Raw genomic sequence first — 16,198 nt, 5'->3', positions numbered from 1 at the left:
GGAATACCTCCGGCGGGGGATCGGCGTACTGCTTCTTTACTATTCCGATCGGATAGGTGGGGAAGCCACCCCGGGAGGGGGATCTCACCGGAAACTCAGGCCGCCGGTCGGGCGTTCATACTCTGTTCACGAACGGAGGCGGGGACAACCGGGGTTCCGGTCGACTCGTTCCGGCTCCGCGAGGCGACGCCCGGAGACGCGCGGAGGCGCCCGGCGCTCCTCATCGGAATCTCAGGGATCACCCCCGCCATTCAAAGGAACCACCCATACAACCGGCGCAGGATGCCCTGACACAGGTGGACAGTCAGGAAGGCGTGTCGTGGGCGTCCAGCACATATCGAACGGGTCCGGTCGGCAGTCGCGGAGGTGGACCCGGCGCGGGCTCATCGCCGCTCTCGGCGCGGTGCCCGCGGGGGCCGCGCTGGCCGGATGCAGTTCCTCGGCCGACGCCTCGGCCACCACCGACGGCAAGGGCGCGACGGCCTCGGTGAAGTCCGCGACCAAGAAGGCCACGATCACGGTCACCCCGGTCTCCGGCACCAGGAAGGCCGACTTCACCAGCCCGGTCGAGGTCACGGTGGCCGACGGCACGCTGGCCTCGGTGACCGTCGCGGGCAACGACGGCTCGGCGCTGTCGGGCACCTTCAACGAGGCGAAGACGAAGTGGACGTCGGCGAAGAACCCGTACTCCGGCACGAAGTACACGGTGACCGCGAAGGCGCAGGGCGCCACCGACGAGACGGTGGCCACCTTCACCACGAAGTCCCCGGGTGAGACCTTCCTCGGCTACTTCACGCCGGAGGCGGACTCCACGTCCGGTGTCGGCATGCCGGTGTCGATCAACTTCACGCACGCGGTCGCGGACCGGGCGGCGGTCCAGAAGGCGATCACGGTGACGGCCGAGCCGGAGGTCGAGATCGTCGGGCACTGGTTCAGCGACACCCGGCTCGACTTCCGCCCGGAGACGTACTGGGCGGCCGGCACCAAGATCACCCTCGGTCTGCGGCTGAAGGACGTCGAGGGGACGGACGGTGTCTACGGCACCCAGTCGAAGGACGTCACCTTCCACATCGGCCGGGAGCAGATCTCCACGGTCGACCTGTCGGCCAAGCAGATGGTGGTCAAGCGGGACGGCGCCACGTACGCCAGCTACCCGGTCTCGGGCGGCGACTCCGACCACACCACCTGGTCCGGGATCATGGTGATCAGCGAGCGGTTCAAGCAGACCCGGATGGAGTCCTCCACGGTCGGTCTCGGCGACGAGTACGACATCTCCGACGTCCCGCACGCCCAGCGCCTGACCACCTCCGGCACCTTCGTGCACGGCAACTACTGGGCGTCCACCTCGGTGTTCGGCAGCCAGAACACCAGTCACGGCTGTGTCGGCCTGCACGACGCCAAGGGCGCGAACGACTCGTCGGTGGCCGGCTACAAGTTCTACGAGAGCTCGATGCTCGGCGATGTGGTGATCGTCAAGAACTCCGGCGAGAAGACCGTCGAGGCCTCCAACGGCCTCAACGGCTGGAACCTGTCCTGGTCGGACTGGAAGGCCGGCAGCGCGGTCTGATCCCCCGGCGCCTTCACCGCCTGAACTCCCCTGGGAAACAAGGAGATTCTCTGTTTTAAGTCTTGACGACCGCAGGCACGGAGAGCACATTGGGCCCACTTTGAGAGCGCTCTCAGGACCGCCTCCCGGCGCTCCCGGCGCTCTCGGAGGCATCCCGCGCACCCCCACTCCGTACCCGAGAGGCACCCCATGAGTGAAACCTCCGGTATACCCCCTGCGGACCACAGACGGCGGCGCTCCTTCCGCCGGGCCCTCGTCGCCGTACTCGCCACGATCGGTCTGGCGGCCGCCGCCGCCACGACCGCGACCCTCCCCGCCAGCGCCTCGGCACCCGGTGTGCCGTCCGGCTGGAGCCAGGTCTTCCTCGACGACTTCAACGGCACCGCCGGCACCGGCGTCTCCACCTCCAACTGGCAGTACGACACCGGGACCTCGTACAACGGCGGCCCCGCCAACTGGGGCACCGGCGAGGTCGAGACGATGACCTCCAGCACCACCAACGTCGCCCTCGACGGCAGCGGCAACCTGAAGATCACCCCGGTCCGCGACGCGTCGGGCAACTGGACGTCGGGCCGGATCGAGACCACCCGCACCGACTTCCAGCCCCCGGCCGGCGGCAAGCTGCGCGTCGAGGCCCGGATCCAGATGCCGAACGTCACCGGCAACGCCGCCCTCGGCTACTGGCCGGCGTTCTGGATGCTGGGCGCGCCCTACCGGGGCAACTACCAGAACTGGCCGGGCGTCGGCGAGCTGGACATCATGGAGAACGTCCAGGGTCTGAACACGGTGTGGGCGACCATGCACTGCGGCACCAGCCCCGGCGGCCCCTGCAACGAGACCACCGGCCTCGGCGGCTCCACCGCCTGCCCCAACACCACCTGCCAGTCCGGCTTCCACACCTACACGATGGAGTGGGACCGCTCGGTGAGCCCCGAGGCGATCCGCTTCTCCGTGGACGGCGTCAACTACCAGACGGTGACGGCCAGTCAGGTGGACGCCACCACCTGGGCGAACGCCACCAACCACGGCTTCTTCGTAATCCTGAACGTGGCGATGGGCGGCGGCTTCCCGGCCGCGTTCGGCGGCGGCCCGACCAGCGCCACCGAGTCCGGCCACCCGATGGTCGTCGACTACGTCCAGGTGCTGCAGGCCAGTGGGAGCGGTACCACCACCCCGCCCACCGGCAACCGGGACGCCTACAGCGCCATCCAGGCCGAGTCGTACGACAGCCAGTCCGGCGTCACCGCCGAGACCACCACCGACACCGGCGGCGGCCAGGACCTCGGCTACATCGCCAACGGCGACTGGGCCCTGTACAAGGGCGTCAACTTCGGCTCCACGGCGGCCACCCAGTTCTACGCGAGGGTGGCGAGCGGCGCGGCCTCCGGTGTGAGCGGACTGGTCCAGGTACGTCTGGACAGCCCGTCCAACGCCCCCGTCGGCAGCTTCTCCGTGGGCAACACCGGCGGCTGGCAGACCTGGACGACGGTCCCGGCCAACATCAGCGCGGTGACCGGCACCCACGACGTCTACCTGACCTTCAGCAGCGGCCAGTCGGCGGACTTCGTGAACGTGAACTGGTTCGACTTCGGGCACTGACACGGGAGTCGGGCACACGGCGCCGGAGGGGATCCCCTCCGGCGCCGTCGCCGTGTCAGCGCAGCTCCGCCCGGAACGCCACCGGGGTCTGGCCCGTGTGCAGGTGGAAGAACTTGGAGAAGTTGGCCGCGTCCGGGAAGCCGATCGCCGCACCCACCCGGCCGATCGGGAGGTCCGTGTGGGCCAGCAGGCGTTTGGCCTCCAGGACGACCCGCTTGTCGATGAAGCCCTTCGGGGTCTCCCCGGTGGCGGCGCGGACCGCGCGGACCAGGGTGCGGCGGGAGTAACCGAGGGCGTCGGCGTAGGCGCTGACACTGTGGTTGGTGGCGAAGTCCTGCTCCACCGCGTCCCTGAAAAGGGTGAAGGTCGTATCGGCCTGGCGGCGGGCCGCCTCCGCCGAGCTGGCCGCGAGATGCGCGAGCCGCAGCAGGAGCGCGGTGAGCGAGTGCCGCAGGACCGAGGTGTGCAGGCTCAGGGGGAGGGTCGCGGTGTCCTCGTACTCGCGTTGCAGGTTGGCGAGCGACGCCCGCAACGCGGTGAGCTGCGGCGCGTCGGGGCGGAGCAGGGGCGGCAGGTCGTAGCGGTAGAGGCCGGTCGCCTCCACGATCGCGCGGGGCAGGAAACCGGGCTGCATGGTCAGGACGCTTCCGCGGTACTCGCAGGTCCGCGAGAAGCGGTGCACCTGCCCGGGCCGGATCCACAGCAGGTCACCGGCTTGTGCCTGGTACTCGGCGAAGTCGATCATGTGACGGACCGGGCCCCCGGTGAAGAGCATGACCACGTGGAAGTCGATGCGGTGGACGCGTTCCAGGGGGGCGTCGGCGTGCCACATGCGCCCGGTCCCCATCGGGCCGACCTGTATGCCGACACCGCCGACGCTCAGATCCACCGGGAAGGGGAAGGTTCTGATTCCGTCACCGTCGCCTGCCCCTTCGGGCGTTCTGTCCGCCATGTCCTTCTCGTGCCGTCCCTGTCGAAGATCCGTGTCCCACTTTCACCACAGGCTGACACACTCCAACCTTCCTTCCCAAAAGTCAGACTTTTAGTTTTGAACGCGTCAGGCCAGCCAGAACGCTTCTAACGAGGACTTCTTGAAGATGAGCACGCAGACAGCAGACGGCTTCGAGTGGACCGACCTGGACCGGCGTGCCGTGGACACCGCGCGCCTGCTCGCGGCCGACGCCGTGCAGCAGGTCGGCAACGGGCACCCCGGCACCGCGATGAGCCTGGCCCCGGCCGCGTACACGATCTTCCAGAAGCTGATGCGGCACGACCCGGCCGACCCGGAGTGGACCGGCCGGGACCGTTTCGTCCTCTCCCCCGGCCACACCTCGCTGACCCTCTACACCCAGCTGTTCCTCGCCGGGTACGAGCTGGAGCTGGACGACCTCAAGGCCTTCCGGACGCACGGCTCCAAGACCCCCGGCCACCCCGAGTACGGCCACACCGCCGGTGTCGAGACCACCACCGGTCCGCTCGGCCAGGGTGTCGCCAACGCCGTCGGCATGGCGATGGCCGCCCGCTACGAGCGCGGCCTCTTCGACCCGGAGGCCCCGGAGGGCACCTCCCCCTTCGACCACACGATCTGGGCGATCGTCTCCGACGGCGACCTGGAGGAGGGCGTCTCCGCCGAGGCGTCCTCGATGGCCGGCCACCAGAAGCTCGGCAACCTGGTCTTCCTCTACGACGACAACCACATCTCCATCGAGGGCGACACCGCGACCGCGTTCTCGGAGGACGTACTGAAGCGGTACGAGGCCTACGGCTGGCACACCCAGCGCATCGAGCCGACCACCGAGGGTGACGTCGATGTTCACGCCCTGTACGCGGCCCTGAAGTCGGCCCGGGCGGAGACCGGGCGGCCGTCGATCATCGCGATGCGCACGATCATCGCCTGGCCCGCGCCGAACGCCCGGAACACCGAGGCCTCCCACGGCTCCGCGCTCGGCGCGGACGAGGTCGCCGCCACCAAGCGCGTCCTCGGCTTCGACCCGGAGCGGACCTTCGAGGTCGCCGACGAGGTGCTGGCCCACACCCGCCGGGCGCTCGACCGGGGCGCCGAGGCGCACGCCGTCTGGGACAAGCGCATCGCCGAGTGGCGCACCGCCCGGCCGGAGCAGGCGCGGCTCTTCGACCGGGTCGTCGCCGGCCAGCTCCCCGAGGGCTGGGAGTCCGAGGTCCCCGTCTTCGAGGAGGGCACGTCCGTCGCCACCCGGGCCGCCTCCGGCAAGGTCCTCCAGGCGCTCGGCCCGGTGCTGCCCGAGCTGTGGGGCGGCTCCGCCGACCTCGCCGGCTCGAACAACACCACCATCGACAGGGCGTCCTCCTTCCTGCCGAAGGGCAACCCGCTGCCCGAGGCCGACCCGTACGGCCGTACCGTCCACTTCGGGATCCGCGAGTTCTCGATGGCCGCCGAGATGAACGGCATCGCGCTGCACGGCAACACCCGGATCTACGGCGGCACCTTCCTGGTGTTCTCCGACTACATGCGCAACGCCGTCCGCATGGCCGCGCTCATGCAGCTCCCGGTGACCTACGTCTGGACCCATGACTCCATCGGCCTCGGCGAGGACGGTCCCACCCACCAGCCGGTCGAGCACCTCGCCTCGCTGCGCGCCATCCCGGGCCTGAACGTCGTCCGCCCGGCCGACGCCAACGAGACCGCGACGGCCTGGGCCGAGATCCTGAAGAGGCACGCCACGCACCCCGCCCCGCACGGGCTCGCGCTGACCCGCCAGGGCGTGCCGACGTACGCGCCGAACCCCGACGCGGCCAAGGGCGGCTACGTACTGCGCGAGTCGTCCACCGAGACCCCGGAGGTGATCGTCATCGCCACCGGTTCCGAGGTGCACCTCGCCGTCGGGGCGCGGGACCTCCTGGAGGCCGAGGGGATCGGCACCCGGGTGGTGTCGATGCCGTCCGTGGAGTGGTTCGAGGAGCAGCCGCGCGAGTACCGCGAGAGCGTCCTGCCGCCGGCCGTGAAGGCGCGGGTCGCCGTCGAGGCCGGGATCGGCCTGACCTGGTACCGGTTCGTCGGCGACGCCGGCCGGATCGTCTCCCTGGAGCACTTCGGCGCCTCCGCCGACGCCAAGACCCTGTTCGCCGAGTTCGGCTTCACCGCCGAGCACGTGGCCGCCGCGGCCCGCGAGTCGCGCACGGCCGCCCGTACCGCCTGATCCACCAGCCAGAAACAGTTCAGTAGAGGAAGATGATCACTGTGACCGAAGCAACCGCCACCGCGGGAGCACTCAAGCGCCTGTCCGACGAGGGCGTCTCGATCTGGCTGGACGACCTGTCGCGCAAGCGGATCAGCACCGGCAACCTGGCAGAGCTCGTCGCACACCGCAACGTCGTGGGCGTGACCACGAACCCGTCGATCTTCCAGGCCGCCATCGGCTCCGGCGAGGGGTACGAGGAGCAGCTCGCCGACCTGGCCGTGCGCGGTGTCACCGTCGACGAGGCCGTGCGGATGATGACCACGCAGGATGTGCGGGCGGCCGCCGATGTCCTGCGTTCTGTTTACGATGCGTCCGAAGGTGTGGACGGCCGGGTGTCCATCGAGGTCGACCCCCGCCTCGCCCACGACACCGCCGCCACCGTCGCCGAGGCCCGTCAGCTCGCCTGGCTGGTCGACCGGCCCAACGTGATGATCAAGATCCCGGCGACCGAGGCCGGCCTCCCGGCGATCACCGCGGTCATCGCCCAGGGCATCAGCGTCAACGTCACACTGATCTTCTCCCTGGAGCGCTACCGCGAGGTCATGGCCGCCTACCTGGCCGGCCTGGAGCAGGCCGCCGCCAAGGGCCTGGACCTCGCCGCCATCCACTCGGTGGCCTCCTTCTTCGTCTCCCGCGTCGACGCCGAGATCGACAAGCGGCTGACGGTCCTCGGCACCGACGAGGCGCTCGCCCTCAAGGGCCGGGCCGCGCTGGCGAACGCGCGGCTCGCCTACGAGGCCTACGAGCAGGTCTTCGCCGGTGACCGCTGGACCGCCCTGGAGTCCGCCGGCGCGAACCGGCAGCGCCCGCTGTGGGCCTCCACCGGTGTGAAGGACCCGTCGTACAAGGACACCCTCTACGTCGACGAGCTGGTCGCGCCCGGCACGGTCAACACCATGCCGGAGGCGACGCTCGACGCCACCGCCGACCACGGCGACGTCCGCGGTGACACGGTGACCGGCGGCTACGACCGGGCCCGCGCCGACCTGGCGGCCGTCGAGCGGCTCGGCATCTCCTACGACGAGGTCGTGGGCAAGCTGGAGGACGAGGGCGTCGCCAAGTTCCAGGTGGCCTGGCAGGAGCTGCTGGACGCCGTCACGAAGTCCTTGAACAGCAAGGGAGTTGACGCGTAATGAGCGAGACCGCCAAGGAGGTGCGGGTGCCGGTGGTGCCCGCAGCCGACTGGGACAACCCGTTGCGGGACGCACGCGACCGGCGGCTGCCGATGGTCGCCGGGCCGTCCGGCCTGGTCATCTTCGGTGTGACCGGTGACCTGTCCCGCAAGAAGCTGATGCCGGCCGTCTACGACCTGGCCAACCGGGGTCTGCTGCCGCCGGGCTTCTCGCTCGTCGGCTTCGCCCGCCGGGACTGGGAGGACCAGGACTTCGCCCAGGTCGTCCACGACGCGGTGCGCGAGCACGCCCGGACCCCGTTCCGCGAGGAGGTCTGGCAGCAGCTCGCCGAGGGCATGCGCTTCATCCCCGGCGACTTCGACGACGACACGGCGTTCAAGCAGCTGAAGGCCGCGGTCGACGAGCTGGACGGCTCCCGGGGCACCGGCGGCAACTTCGCCTTCTACCTCTCCGTGCCGCCGAAGTTCTTCCCGAAGGTCGTGCAGCAGCTGAAGAAGGTCGGCCTGGCCACCCCGCCGGCCGGGTCCTGGCGGCGGGCGGTCATCGAGAAGCCGTTCGGCCACGACCTGGCGTCGGCGCAGGACCTCAACCGGGTCGTGCACGACGTGTTCGACCCGGAGCAGGTGTTCCGGATCGACCACTACCTGGGCAAGGAGACCGTCCAGAACATCCTGGCGCTGCGCTTCGCCAACCAGATGTACGAGCCGATCTGGAACCGCAGTTACGTCGACCACGTGCAGATCACCATGGCCGAGGACATCGGCATCGGCGGCCGGGCGGGGTACTACGACGGCATCGGGTCGGCCCGTGACGTCATCCAGAACCACCTGCTCCAGCTGATGGCGCTGACCGCCATGGAGGAGCCGATCGCGTTCGACGCGGACGCGCTGCTCACCGAGAAGCTGAAGGTCCTGAAGTCGGTACGGCTGCCGGAGGACCTGGGCAAGCACACCGTGCGCGGCCAGTACGCAGAGGCCTGGCAGGGCGGCGAGAAGGTGATCGGCTACCTCCAGGAGGACGGTATCGACCGCAGGTCGAAGACCGACACCTACGCCGCGGTCAAGGTCGAGATCGACAACCGCCGCTGGGCGGGCGTTCCCTTCTACCTGCGCACCGGCAAGCGGCTCGGCCGCCGCGTCACCGAGATCGCGGTGGTCTTCCAGCGGGCCCCGCACTCCCCCTTCGACTCGACGGCCACCGAGGAACTCGGCGCGAACGCGATCGTCATCCGCGTCCAGCCCGACGAGGGCATGACCGTCCGGTTCGGCTCCAAGGTGCCGGGCACGTCCATGGAGATCCGGGACGTGACGATGGACTTCGCGTACGGCGAGTCGTTCACGGAGTCCAGCCCCGAGGCGTACGAGCGGCTCATCCTGGATGTGCTGCTCGGTGACGCCAATTTGTTCCCCCGTCACCAGGAAGTGGAAGAGTCCTGGAAGATCCTCGACCCGATCGAGACGTACTGGGCGAAGCATGGCAAGCCCGCGCAGTACGAGTCGGGCAGCTGGGGACCGAAGGAAGCCGACGAGATGCTCGCACGAGACGGACGGAGCTGGCGCAGGCCATGAAGATCGACCTGACCGACACCACGGCAAGCAAGATCAACAAGGCGCTGGTGCAGGGTCGCCGCGCCATCGGAACCCCTGCGGTGGGCATGGTCCTGACGATGGTGATCGTCACGGACGAGGAGAACGCCTACGACTCGATCAAGGCCGCCGAGGAGGCCTCGCACGAGCACCCCTCGCGCACCCTGGTCGTCATCAAGCGGCACGCCCGCACCCTGCGCGACCGCACCACCTCCCGCCTGGACGCGGAGGTCCGGGTCGGCTCCGAGGCCGGCACCGGCGAGACGGTCGTGCTGCGCACCTACGGCGACGTCTCCGACCACGCCGACTCGGTGGTGCTGCCGCTGCTGCTGCCGGACGCCCCGGTCGTCGTGTGGTGGCCGGTGGAGGCCCCGGACACCCCGTCCAAGGACCCGCTCGGCGCCCTCGCCCAGCGCCGGATCACCGACCTGTACGCCGTCGAGCGGCCGATGGAGGTCCTGGAGGCCCGCGGCCGCAACTACGCGCCCGGCGACACCGACCTCGCCTGGACCCGGCTCACCCTGTGGCGGTCCATGCTGGCCGCCGCCCTCGACCAGGCCCGGGTCGCCGTGACCTCGGCGGCCGTCGAGGCCGAGGCGGACAACCCCAGCGCCGAACTCCTCGCCCGCTGGCTGGAGGCCCGCCTGGGCGTCAAGGTGGACCGCGTGGTCTCCCCCGGCCCGGTCGTCACGAAGGTACGGCTCGGCACCGCGACCGGCGAGATCGTCATCGACCGTCCCGAGGGCCCGCTGGCCACCCTGACCCTGCCGGGCCAGCCGCCGCGCACCCTCGCGCTGAAGGTCCGCGCCACCTCCGAACTGATCGCCGAGGAGCTGCGCCGCCTCGACGCCGACGAGATGTACGCCATCGCTCTCCGGGGCGAGGGCACCAAGGAGACCGCTTCCGATGTCTGACACCCCCCGGCTCACCCGGCGACCCGAGTGGGCCGCCCTGGAGGACCACCGCGCCCAGGGACAGCCGGTCCTGCGTGAGCTGTTCGCGACGGACCCGGCTCGCGCCGAGCGGTACGTCGTACGCGTCGGCGACCTGTACATCGACTACAGCAAGCACCTGATCACGGACGAGACCCTCGCCCTGCTCCAGGAACTGGCCACCGCCACCGACGTGTTCGGGCTGCGGGACGCGATGTTCCGCGGCGGGAAGATCAACATCACCGAGCGGCGGGCGGTCCTGCACACCGCCCTGCGCGCCCCGCGCGACGCGGTGGTCGAGGTCGACGGCGAGAACGTGGTGCCGGCCGTGCACGCGGTCCTGGACAAGATGGGCGACTTCGCCGGGCGGGTCCGCTCCGGCGAGTGGACCGGCCACACCGGCAAGCGCATCAGGAACGTCGTCAACATCGGCATCGGCGGCTCCGACCTGGGCCCGGCGATGGCCTACGAGGCCCTGCGGGCCTTCACGGCTCGGGAGCTGACGTTCCGTTTCGTCTCCAACGTGGACGGCGCGGACCTCCACGAGGCGACCCGGGACCTGGACCCGGCGGAGACCCTGTTCATCGTCGCCTCGAAGACGTTCACGACGATCGAGACGATCACCAACGCGACCTCGGCTCGGAAGTGGCTGCTCGACGGCCTGGACGGCGACGACAAGGCGGTGGCGAAGCACTTCGTGGCCCTGTCCACGAACGGCGAGAAGGTCACGGACTTCGGTATCGACCCGGACAACATGTTCGAGTTCTGGGACTGGGTCGGCGGCCGCTACTCCTACGACTCCGCCATCGGCCTCTCGCTGATGATCGCGATCGGACCGGACCACTTCCGTGAGATGCTCGACGGCTTCCACCTGGTCGACGAGCACTTCCGCACCGCGCCCGCCGAGGCCAACGCGCCTCTGCTGCTCGGCCTGCTGGGCATCTGGTACGGCAACTTCTCCGACGCCCAGTCGCACGCGGTGCTGCCGTACTCGCACTATCTCTCCAAGTTCACGGCCTACCTGCAGCAGCTGGACATGGAGTCCAACGGCAAGTCGGTGGACCGGGACGGCCGTCCGGTGGACTGGCAGACGGGTCCCGTGGTGTGGGGCACGCCCGGCACCAACGGCCAGCACGCCTATTACCAGTTGATCCACCAGGGCACGAAGCTGATCCCGGCGGACTTCATCGGCTTCGCCGAGCCGGTCGCCGAGCTGAGCGGTGAACTCAGGGCGCAGCACGACCTGCTGATGGCGAACTTCTTCGCCCAGACCCAGGCGCTGGCCTTCGGCAAGACGGCGGAGGAGGTCCGCGCGGAGGGCGTCGCGGAGGAGCAGGTCGCGCACCGCACCTTCCAGGGCAACCACCCGACCACGACGTTCCTGGCCCGTGAACTGACGCCGTCCGTGCTCGGCCAGCTGATCGCGCTGTACGAGCACAAGGTGTTCGTGCAGGGCGCCGTCTGGAACATCGACTCCTTCGACCAGTGGGGCGTGGAGCTCGGCAAGGTCCTCGCCAAGCGCATCGAGCCCGCCCTGACCGAAGGCGCCGACGTGCCCGGCCTGGACCCGTCCACCACTGCTCTGGTCTCCACGTACCGCACGCTCAAGGAAGTGAACTGACATGCAGCTCGGACTCATCGGCCTCGGCAAGATGGGTGGCAACATGCGCGAGCGGATCCGCCGCGCGGGCCACACCGTCATCGGCTACGACCGCAACCCGGACGTCTCCGACGTCAAGAGCCTCGCGGAGCTGGTCGACAAGCTCGACGCCCCGCGCACGATCTGGGTGATGGTCCCGGCCGGCACCGCCACCCAGGGTGTCGTCGACGAGCTGAAGGACCTGCTCTCCGAGGGCGACACGGTGGTCGACGGCGGCAACTCCCGCTGGACGGACGACGAGAAGCACGCCGCCGAGCTGGGCATCAAGGGCATCGGCTTCGTCGACGCCGGTGTCTCCGGCGGCGTGTGGGGCCTGCAGAACGGGTACGCCCTGATGGTCGGCGGCGACAAGGAGCACGTCGCACGGCTCCAGCCGATCTTCGAGGCGCTCAAGCCGGAGGGCCCGTACGGCTACGTCCACGCGGGCCGGGTCGGCGCCGGGCACTTCTCCAAGATGGTCCACAACGGCATCGAGTACGCCATGATGCAGGCGTATGCGGAGGGCTGGGAGCTCCTTGAGAAGGTCAAGTCGGTGGACAACGTCCGCGAGGTCTTCCGCTCCTGGCAGGACGGCACCGTCATCCGCTCCTGGCTGCTCGACCTCGCGGTCAACGCCCTGGACGACGACGAGCACCTGGACAAGCTGAAGGGCTTCGCGCAGGACTCCGGCGAGGGCCGCTGGACCGTCGAGGCGGCCATCGACAACGCGGTGCCGCTCCCGGCGATCACCGCCTCCCTGTTCGCCCGGTTCGCGTCCCGACAGGACGACTCCCCGCAGATGAAGATGATCGCGGCCCTGCGCAACCAGTTCGGCGGCCACGCGGTCGAGTCCGCGAAGGACTGACCGACGGTGGGGGACCTCCTTCTGGTCCGCCACGGTGAGACGGAGTGGAGCCTGTCGGGCCAGCACACCAGCTGGACCGACCTGCCCCTCACCCAGCACGGCGAGGAACAGGCCAAGTCCCTCGCCCTGCTGCTCACCGGCCGGACCTACGCACTGGTACTGGCCAGCCCGCTGAGCCGCGCGACACGCACGGCCGAGCTGGCCGGCCTCACCGGGGTCATACCCGACCCCGACCTGCACGAATGGGACTACGGCGGCTACGAGGGCATCACCACGGTGGAGATCCACCGCTCCCGCCCCGACTGGTACCTGTGGACCGACGGCGTGCCCCCGGGTCCGGCGGGCCACCCCGGCGAGTCGCCCGAGGAGATCGGGGCCCGGGCCGACCGGGTGCTCGCCACGGTGGACAAGGCCCTCGCGGGCGACGACGGCGATGTGGTCCTCGTGGCCCACGCCCACTTCCTGCGGGTGCTCACCGCCCGCCGCCTGGGGCTGCCGCCCGCCGAGGGCCGGCTGTTCCAGCTGGCGACCGGGACGGTCAGCCGGTTGTCCATGGAGCACGGGTGGCCTGTGATCGCCGAGTGGAACAAGACGCCGTGAGCGATCTCGTGACGGCCCGTCAGTAGCAACTGGCGGGCCGTTTCGACGTGTTGGACCACCCCCGACCACGCCGGGCGGTGCCCGCGGTTCGGGCCGACCTCGGGGCCAGGACGTCGCGAGTTTCTACGGCCCCTTTCCTAACCCCTTGTCGAAAGTCCGGCGAAGCCCATAGCCTTGCGCCGCGCCGGTGCCGTCGTCCGACCGGGCCCGGTCGTGACGGGATGGGAGGGGCAGCCGCGTGAAGCGCACATCGCGTGACATCCGCACCGCGAACCGCTACGAGGTACTGCGCCAGATCATCGCCCAGTCCCCCACCTCCCGGCAGACGCTGGCCGCCGCCACCGGACTGAGCGTCGCCACCGTCGCCACGCTCGTCGGCGAGCTGCTCGACCTGCGGATGATCACCGAGGTCGGTTTCGAGGACTCCGCGGGGGGCCGCCCCCGGGGTCTGATGGCCGTCAACGCGGCCGGCGGCGCGCTGATCGGCGTCGACATCGCGGAGACCTACGTCCGGGTCGAGCTGTTCGACCTGGGCCTGAACGTGCTGGCCCGCGCCGTGGAGGACATGCGCCCGGGCGAGCACCGGCCCGAGCAGGTGGTCGGCCATGTCGCCACCGCCGTCGGCTCGGTGGTCGCCCAGGCCGGGGTGGAGGGCGCGCGGGTGCTGGGCGTCGGGGTGAGCGTGCCGGGCCAGGTCGACCGGGGCAGCGGGATCGCCGAGTACGCGCCCAACTGGGACTGGCACGAGGTGCCGTTGCTGGATCTGCTGTCCGAGCACATCGCCTACCCGCTGTACCTGGACAACCCGCTGCGGGCGAGCGCGGTGGCCGAGCTGTGGTTCGGGGCCGCGCGCGGGCACGAGGACGCCGTGGTGGTGAACCTCGGGACCGGGGTGGGCGCCGGACTGGTCCTGGCCGGTGGGCTGTACCGGGGGGTGAGCAACAGTGCCGGGGAGTGGGGGCACACGACGCTCGTGCTGGACGGGCGGCTGTGCCACTGCGGCAACCACGGCTGTGTCGAGACGTACGTCGGCGCGCCCGGCATCATGCTCAATCTGCGCGAACTCAGCCCGCGCAGCACGCTGTTGCATCCCGAGGACCAGACGGCGACCGTCGACGCCCTGGCCCGCGGGGTCGCCGCGGGCGATCCGGTGGCCGTCAAGGTCGTCCGAGACACGGCCCGTTACCTGGGCGCGGGCGTCTCGGACCTGGTGAACCTGTTCAACCCCGAGGTGGTCGTGCTGAGCAGCTGGGTCGCCAAGAAGCTGGGCACACCGCTGCTCGACGAGGTGCGCGAGGCCGTCCGGCGGCACGCGCTGAGGCGGCCGTTCGCCACCACCGAGATCGTCCTCTCCCCCGTCCCCACCGACCCGGTGTGTCTCGGCGCGGCCACGTTCGCGCTGGAGGGCGCCCTGGAGTCGGTGGGACAGCGGACCGCGAAACGCACCGTCACCACCGCAAGGAGCCGCAGTACCGCACCACCCCTATGACGACGGAAGGACGCCGCAACAGGCCCTCACACGAGAAGACCTCGATCATCGCCGACGAGTCCAGCAAGACCAGGCAATTCATCTCCGAGCTCCCGCAGTGGATCTCGCAACCCGACACCGCACAACAACGAACGTCCGGTGCGCACATCGGGATTTGGGTTCCATCATCGCGACATGGACCCAATGGTACGGTAATCGCGTGAGTACGGAACGTGTGCAGGAGATGCGACAGTTCGGGCACCGTGCCCGGCTGGCGCCGACGCCAGCGCAGATCCGGCTCATGGACGACCAGGCGCACGCGGCCCGCACCCTGTGGAACTGCCTGCACGACTGGTGGACGATGCTCCCGAAGGAGAAGCGTTCCCTGGCCGCGGCCGACGCGGCGATCCGCCAGGCCCGCAAGGACATCGACTGGTTCGGCATGCTCCCCGCCCAGGCTGCGCAGGCGGTGCTGAAGACGTACTTCCAGGCGTGGAAGAACTGCTGGGACAGGCGCGCCGACGCACCGAACTTCAAGCCCCGCCTGCGCACGTGATGTCGGTGGACATCCCGCAGGGTCGGGACCTGAACATCACCCGTGTACACCGACGTTGGGGCTTGGTCAACATCCCCAGGGTCGGCCGCGTCCGCTTCCGCTGGACCAAAGATCTCCCGGTCGGCAAGCGGGCCGACACCGAGAACCGGATCACCGGGGCCCGGCTGGTCAAGGATGCTCTCGGCTGGCACATCGCCTTCCGCGTCCAGACACTCCAAGCCAGGCCGGAGCCGCACACCGGCCCGCAGGTCGGCATCGATGCCGGAGTGAACCTGCCCCTGGCCCTGTCGGACGGCAACCACCAGGACCACGGCCGCCCGCCACGTCTCCCCGACGGCACGGCCGACCGCGACAAGTGGCTGAACCCGCAGGAGAAGGCCAGGCTTCTGGGCTTGGAACGACGTGCCGCCCAGCTCAAGCAGTACCGCAAGCGCGGGGGAGAAGACCTCCCACCGTTTGCGGAACACCTACGACCAGATCAAGCAGCTCCGCGCAAAAGCCACGCGCCTCGCCGTTGACTGGCAGCACAAGACCACCACCAGCATCGCCAGGCAGTACGGCACGGTTGTGGTCGAACAGCTCAGCATCAAGAACATGGTCAAGTCCGCCAGGGGCACCACCGCCGAACCCGGCCGGAACGTCGCCCAGAAGTCCGGCCTGAACCGCTCCATCAGCCAAGAAGCATGGAGCCGCACCGTGACGCTGCTGACATACAAGACCGCCCGCCACGGCGGCACTCTGCACAAGGTTCCCGCCCCTGACACCTCTCGGCGCTGCTCTGCACGTGGCTTCACCACACCCGGAAGCCGGGAGGACCAAGCCACGTTCGTATGCAAGAACCCCGACTGCGGATGGTCCGGCAACGCCGATCACAACGCGGGCCGGAACATCTTGCACCTGTACCAGATGGGCCACGCGCTCATCCCGGCTGCCGGGAGGGCAGTCGTCAGGCGTCCCCGTGGCGTCAAGCCCGCCACCGCAAGGTAGGCAGGAATCTCCCTCGTTCACGAGGGAGAGCACTTCAATACGACCCGG

The 16,198-nt window shown here is 69.8% G+C and carries 11 protein-coding genes and 1 pseudogene; 11 read left to right on the top strand and 1 reads right to left on the bottom strand.

Annotated elements, in window-relative coordinates; all coding sequences use genetic code 11:
- Positions 1-319: 319 nt before the first annotated feature.
- Together ACGFZQ_RS11185 and ACGFZQ_RS11180 are read left to right on the top strand one after the other, a co-directional pair.
- Complete coding sequence (locus tag ACGFZQ_RS11185; protein ID WP_393840097.1) at positions 320-1,567, top strand: Ig-like domain-containing protein; 1,248 nt, start codon at positions 320-322, stop codon at positions 1,565-1,567.
- Positions 1,568-1,756: 189 nt separating this feature from the next.
- Entirely contained in the window at positions 1,757-3,166 is a 1,410-nt protein-coding gene (locus tag ACGFZQ_RS11180; protein ID WP_393840096.1) for a glycoside hydrolase family 16 protein, read from the top strand.
- A 55-nt stretch (positions 3,167-3,221) separates the two neighbouring features.
- On the opposite strand, the gene ACGFZQ_RS11175 is transcribed toward ACGFZQ_RS11180, so the two are convergent.
- Positions 3,222-4,118, bottom strand: a complete 897-nt coding sequence (locus tag ACGFZQ_RS11175; RefSeq protein ID WP_393840095.1) for a helix-turn-helix domain-containing protein — start codon at positions 4,116-4,118, stop codon at positions 3,222-3,224.
- 145 nt (positions 4,119-4,263) lie between these two features.
- Here ACGFZQ_RS11175 and tkt point away from each other — a divergent pair, with 145 nt between their 5' ends.
- The 9 genes and pseudogenes from tkt to ACGFZQ_RS11130 all read left to right on the top strand — a co-directional run bounded on the left by tkt (position 4,264) and on the right by ACGFZQ_RS11130 (position 16,150).
- Positions 4,264-6,342 (top strand): transketolase, encoded by a 2,079-nt coding sequence (gene tkt, locus ACGFZQ_RS11170; RefSeq protein WP_393840094.1) that lies wholly within the window; start codon positions 4,264-4,266, stop codon positions 6,340-6,342.
- Positions 6,343-6,374: 32 nt separating this feature from the next.
- Positions 6,375-7,517 (top strand): transaldolase, encoded by a 1,143-nt coding sequence (gene tal / locus ACGFZQ_RS11165; protein ID WP_393840093.1) that lies wholly within the window; start codon positions 6,375-6,377, stop codon positions 7,515-7,517.
- Complete coding sequence (gene zwf, locus ACGFZQ_RS11160; protein ID WP_393840092.1) at positions 7,517-9,085, top strand: glucose-6-phosphate dehydrogenase; 1,569 nt, start codon at positions 7,517-7,519, stop codon at positions 9,083-9,085. The genes tal and zwf overlap by 1 nt, the downstream gene beginning before the upstream one ends.
- Positions 9,082-10,017, top strand: a complete 936-nt coding sequence (gene opcA / locus ACGFZQ_RS11155; protein ID WP_362573145.1) for a glucose-6-phosphate dehydrogenase assembly protein OpcA — start codon at positions 9,082-9,084, stop codon at positions 10,015-10,017. The genes zwf and opcA overlap by 4 nt, the downstream gene beginning before the upstream one ends.
- Entirely contained in the window at positions 10,010-11,656 is a 1,647-nt protein-coding gene (gene pgi, locus ACGFZQ_RS11150; protein ID WP_393840091.1) for a glucose-6-phosphate isomerase, read from the top strand. Before opcA ends, pgi begins: the two co-directional genes overlap by 8 nt.
- A 1-nt stretch (position 11,657) precedes the next feature.
- The gene (gnd, locus tag ACGFZQ_RS11145; protein ID WP_393840090.1) at positions 11,658-12,539 is read left to right on the top strand and encodes a phosphogluconate dehydrogenase (NAD(+)-dependent, decarboxylating); all 882 of its coding nucleotides are present in this window, start codon (positions 11,658-11,660) and stop codon (positions 12,537-12,539) included.
- Positions 12,540-12,545: 6 nt separating this feature from the next.
- The gene (locus ACGFZQ_RS11140; protein WP_393840089.1) at positions 12,546-13,139 is read left to right on the top strand and encodes a histidine phosphatase family protein; all 594 of its coding nucleotides are present in this window, start codon (positions 12,546-12,548) and stop codon (positions 13,137-13,139) included.
- Positions 13,140-13,377: 238 nt separating this feature from the next.
- Complete coding sequence (locus ACGFZQ_RS11135; protein WP_393840088.1) at positions 13,378-14,628, top strand: ROK family protein; 1,251 nt, start codon at positions 13,378-13,380, stop codon at positions 14,626-14,628.
- Positions 14,629-14,908: 280 nt separating this feature from the next.
- Positions 14,909-16,150: pseudogene (locus ACGFZQ_RS11130) on the top strand (RNA-guided endonuclease InsQ/TnpB family protein).
- The last annotated feature ends 48 nt before the right edge of the window (positions 16,151-16,198 follow it).

This window comes from Streptomyces sp. NPDC048254, from assembly GCF_043201895.1.
GTDB lineage: Bacteria > Actinomycetota > Actinomycetes > Streptomycetales > Streptomycetaceae > Streptomyces.
The sequence above is the reverse complement of the archived record's forward strand: the minus strand, read 5'-3'. Positions and strand labels throughout refer to the sequence as shown.

Bases quoted from the DNA above. Each gene is read 5' to 3' on its own strand.
- pgi (WP_393840091.1), top strand. From the start codon at position 10,010: ATGTCTGACACCCCCCGGCTCACCCGGCGACCCGAGTGGGCCGCCCTG.
- zwf (WP_393840092.1), top strand. From the start codon at position 7,517: ATGAGCGAGACCGCCAAGGAGGTGCGGGTGCCGGTGGTGCCCGCAGCC.
- tkt (WP_393840094.1), top strand. From the start codon at position 4,264: ATGAGCACGCAGACAGCAGACGGCTTCGAGTGGACCGACCTGGACCGG.
- ACGFZQ_RS11180 (WP_393840096.1), top strand. From the start codon at position 1,757: ATGAGTGAAACCTCCGGTATACCCCCTGCGGACCACAGACGGCGGCGC.
- ACGFZQ_RS11175 (WP_393840095.1), bottom strand. From the start codon at position 4,118: ATGGCGGACAGAACGCCCGAAGGGGCAGGCGACGGTGACGGAATCAGA.
- opcA (WP_362573145.1), top strand. From the start codon at position 9,082: ATGAAGATCGACCTGACCGACACCACGGCAAGCAAGATCAACAAGGCG.
- tal (WP_393840093.1), top strand. From the start codon at position 6,375: ATGATCACTGTGACCGAAGCAACCGCCACCGCGGGAGCACTCAAGCGC.
- gnd (WP_393840090.1), top strand. From the start codon at position 11,658: ATGCAGCTCGGACTCATCGGCCTCGGCAAGATGGGTGGCAACATGCGC.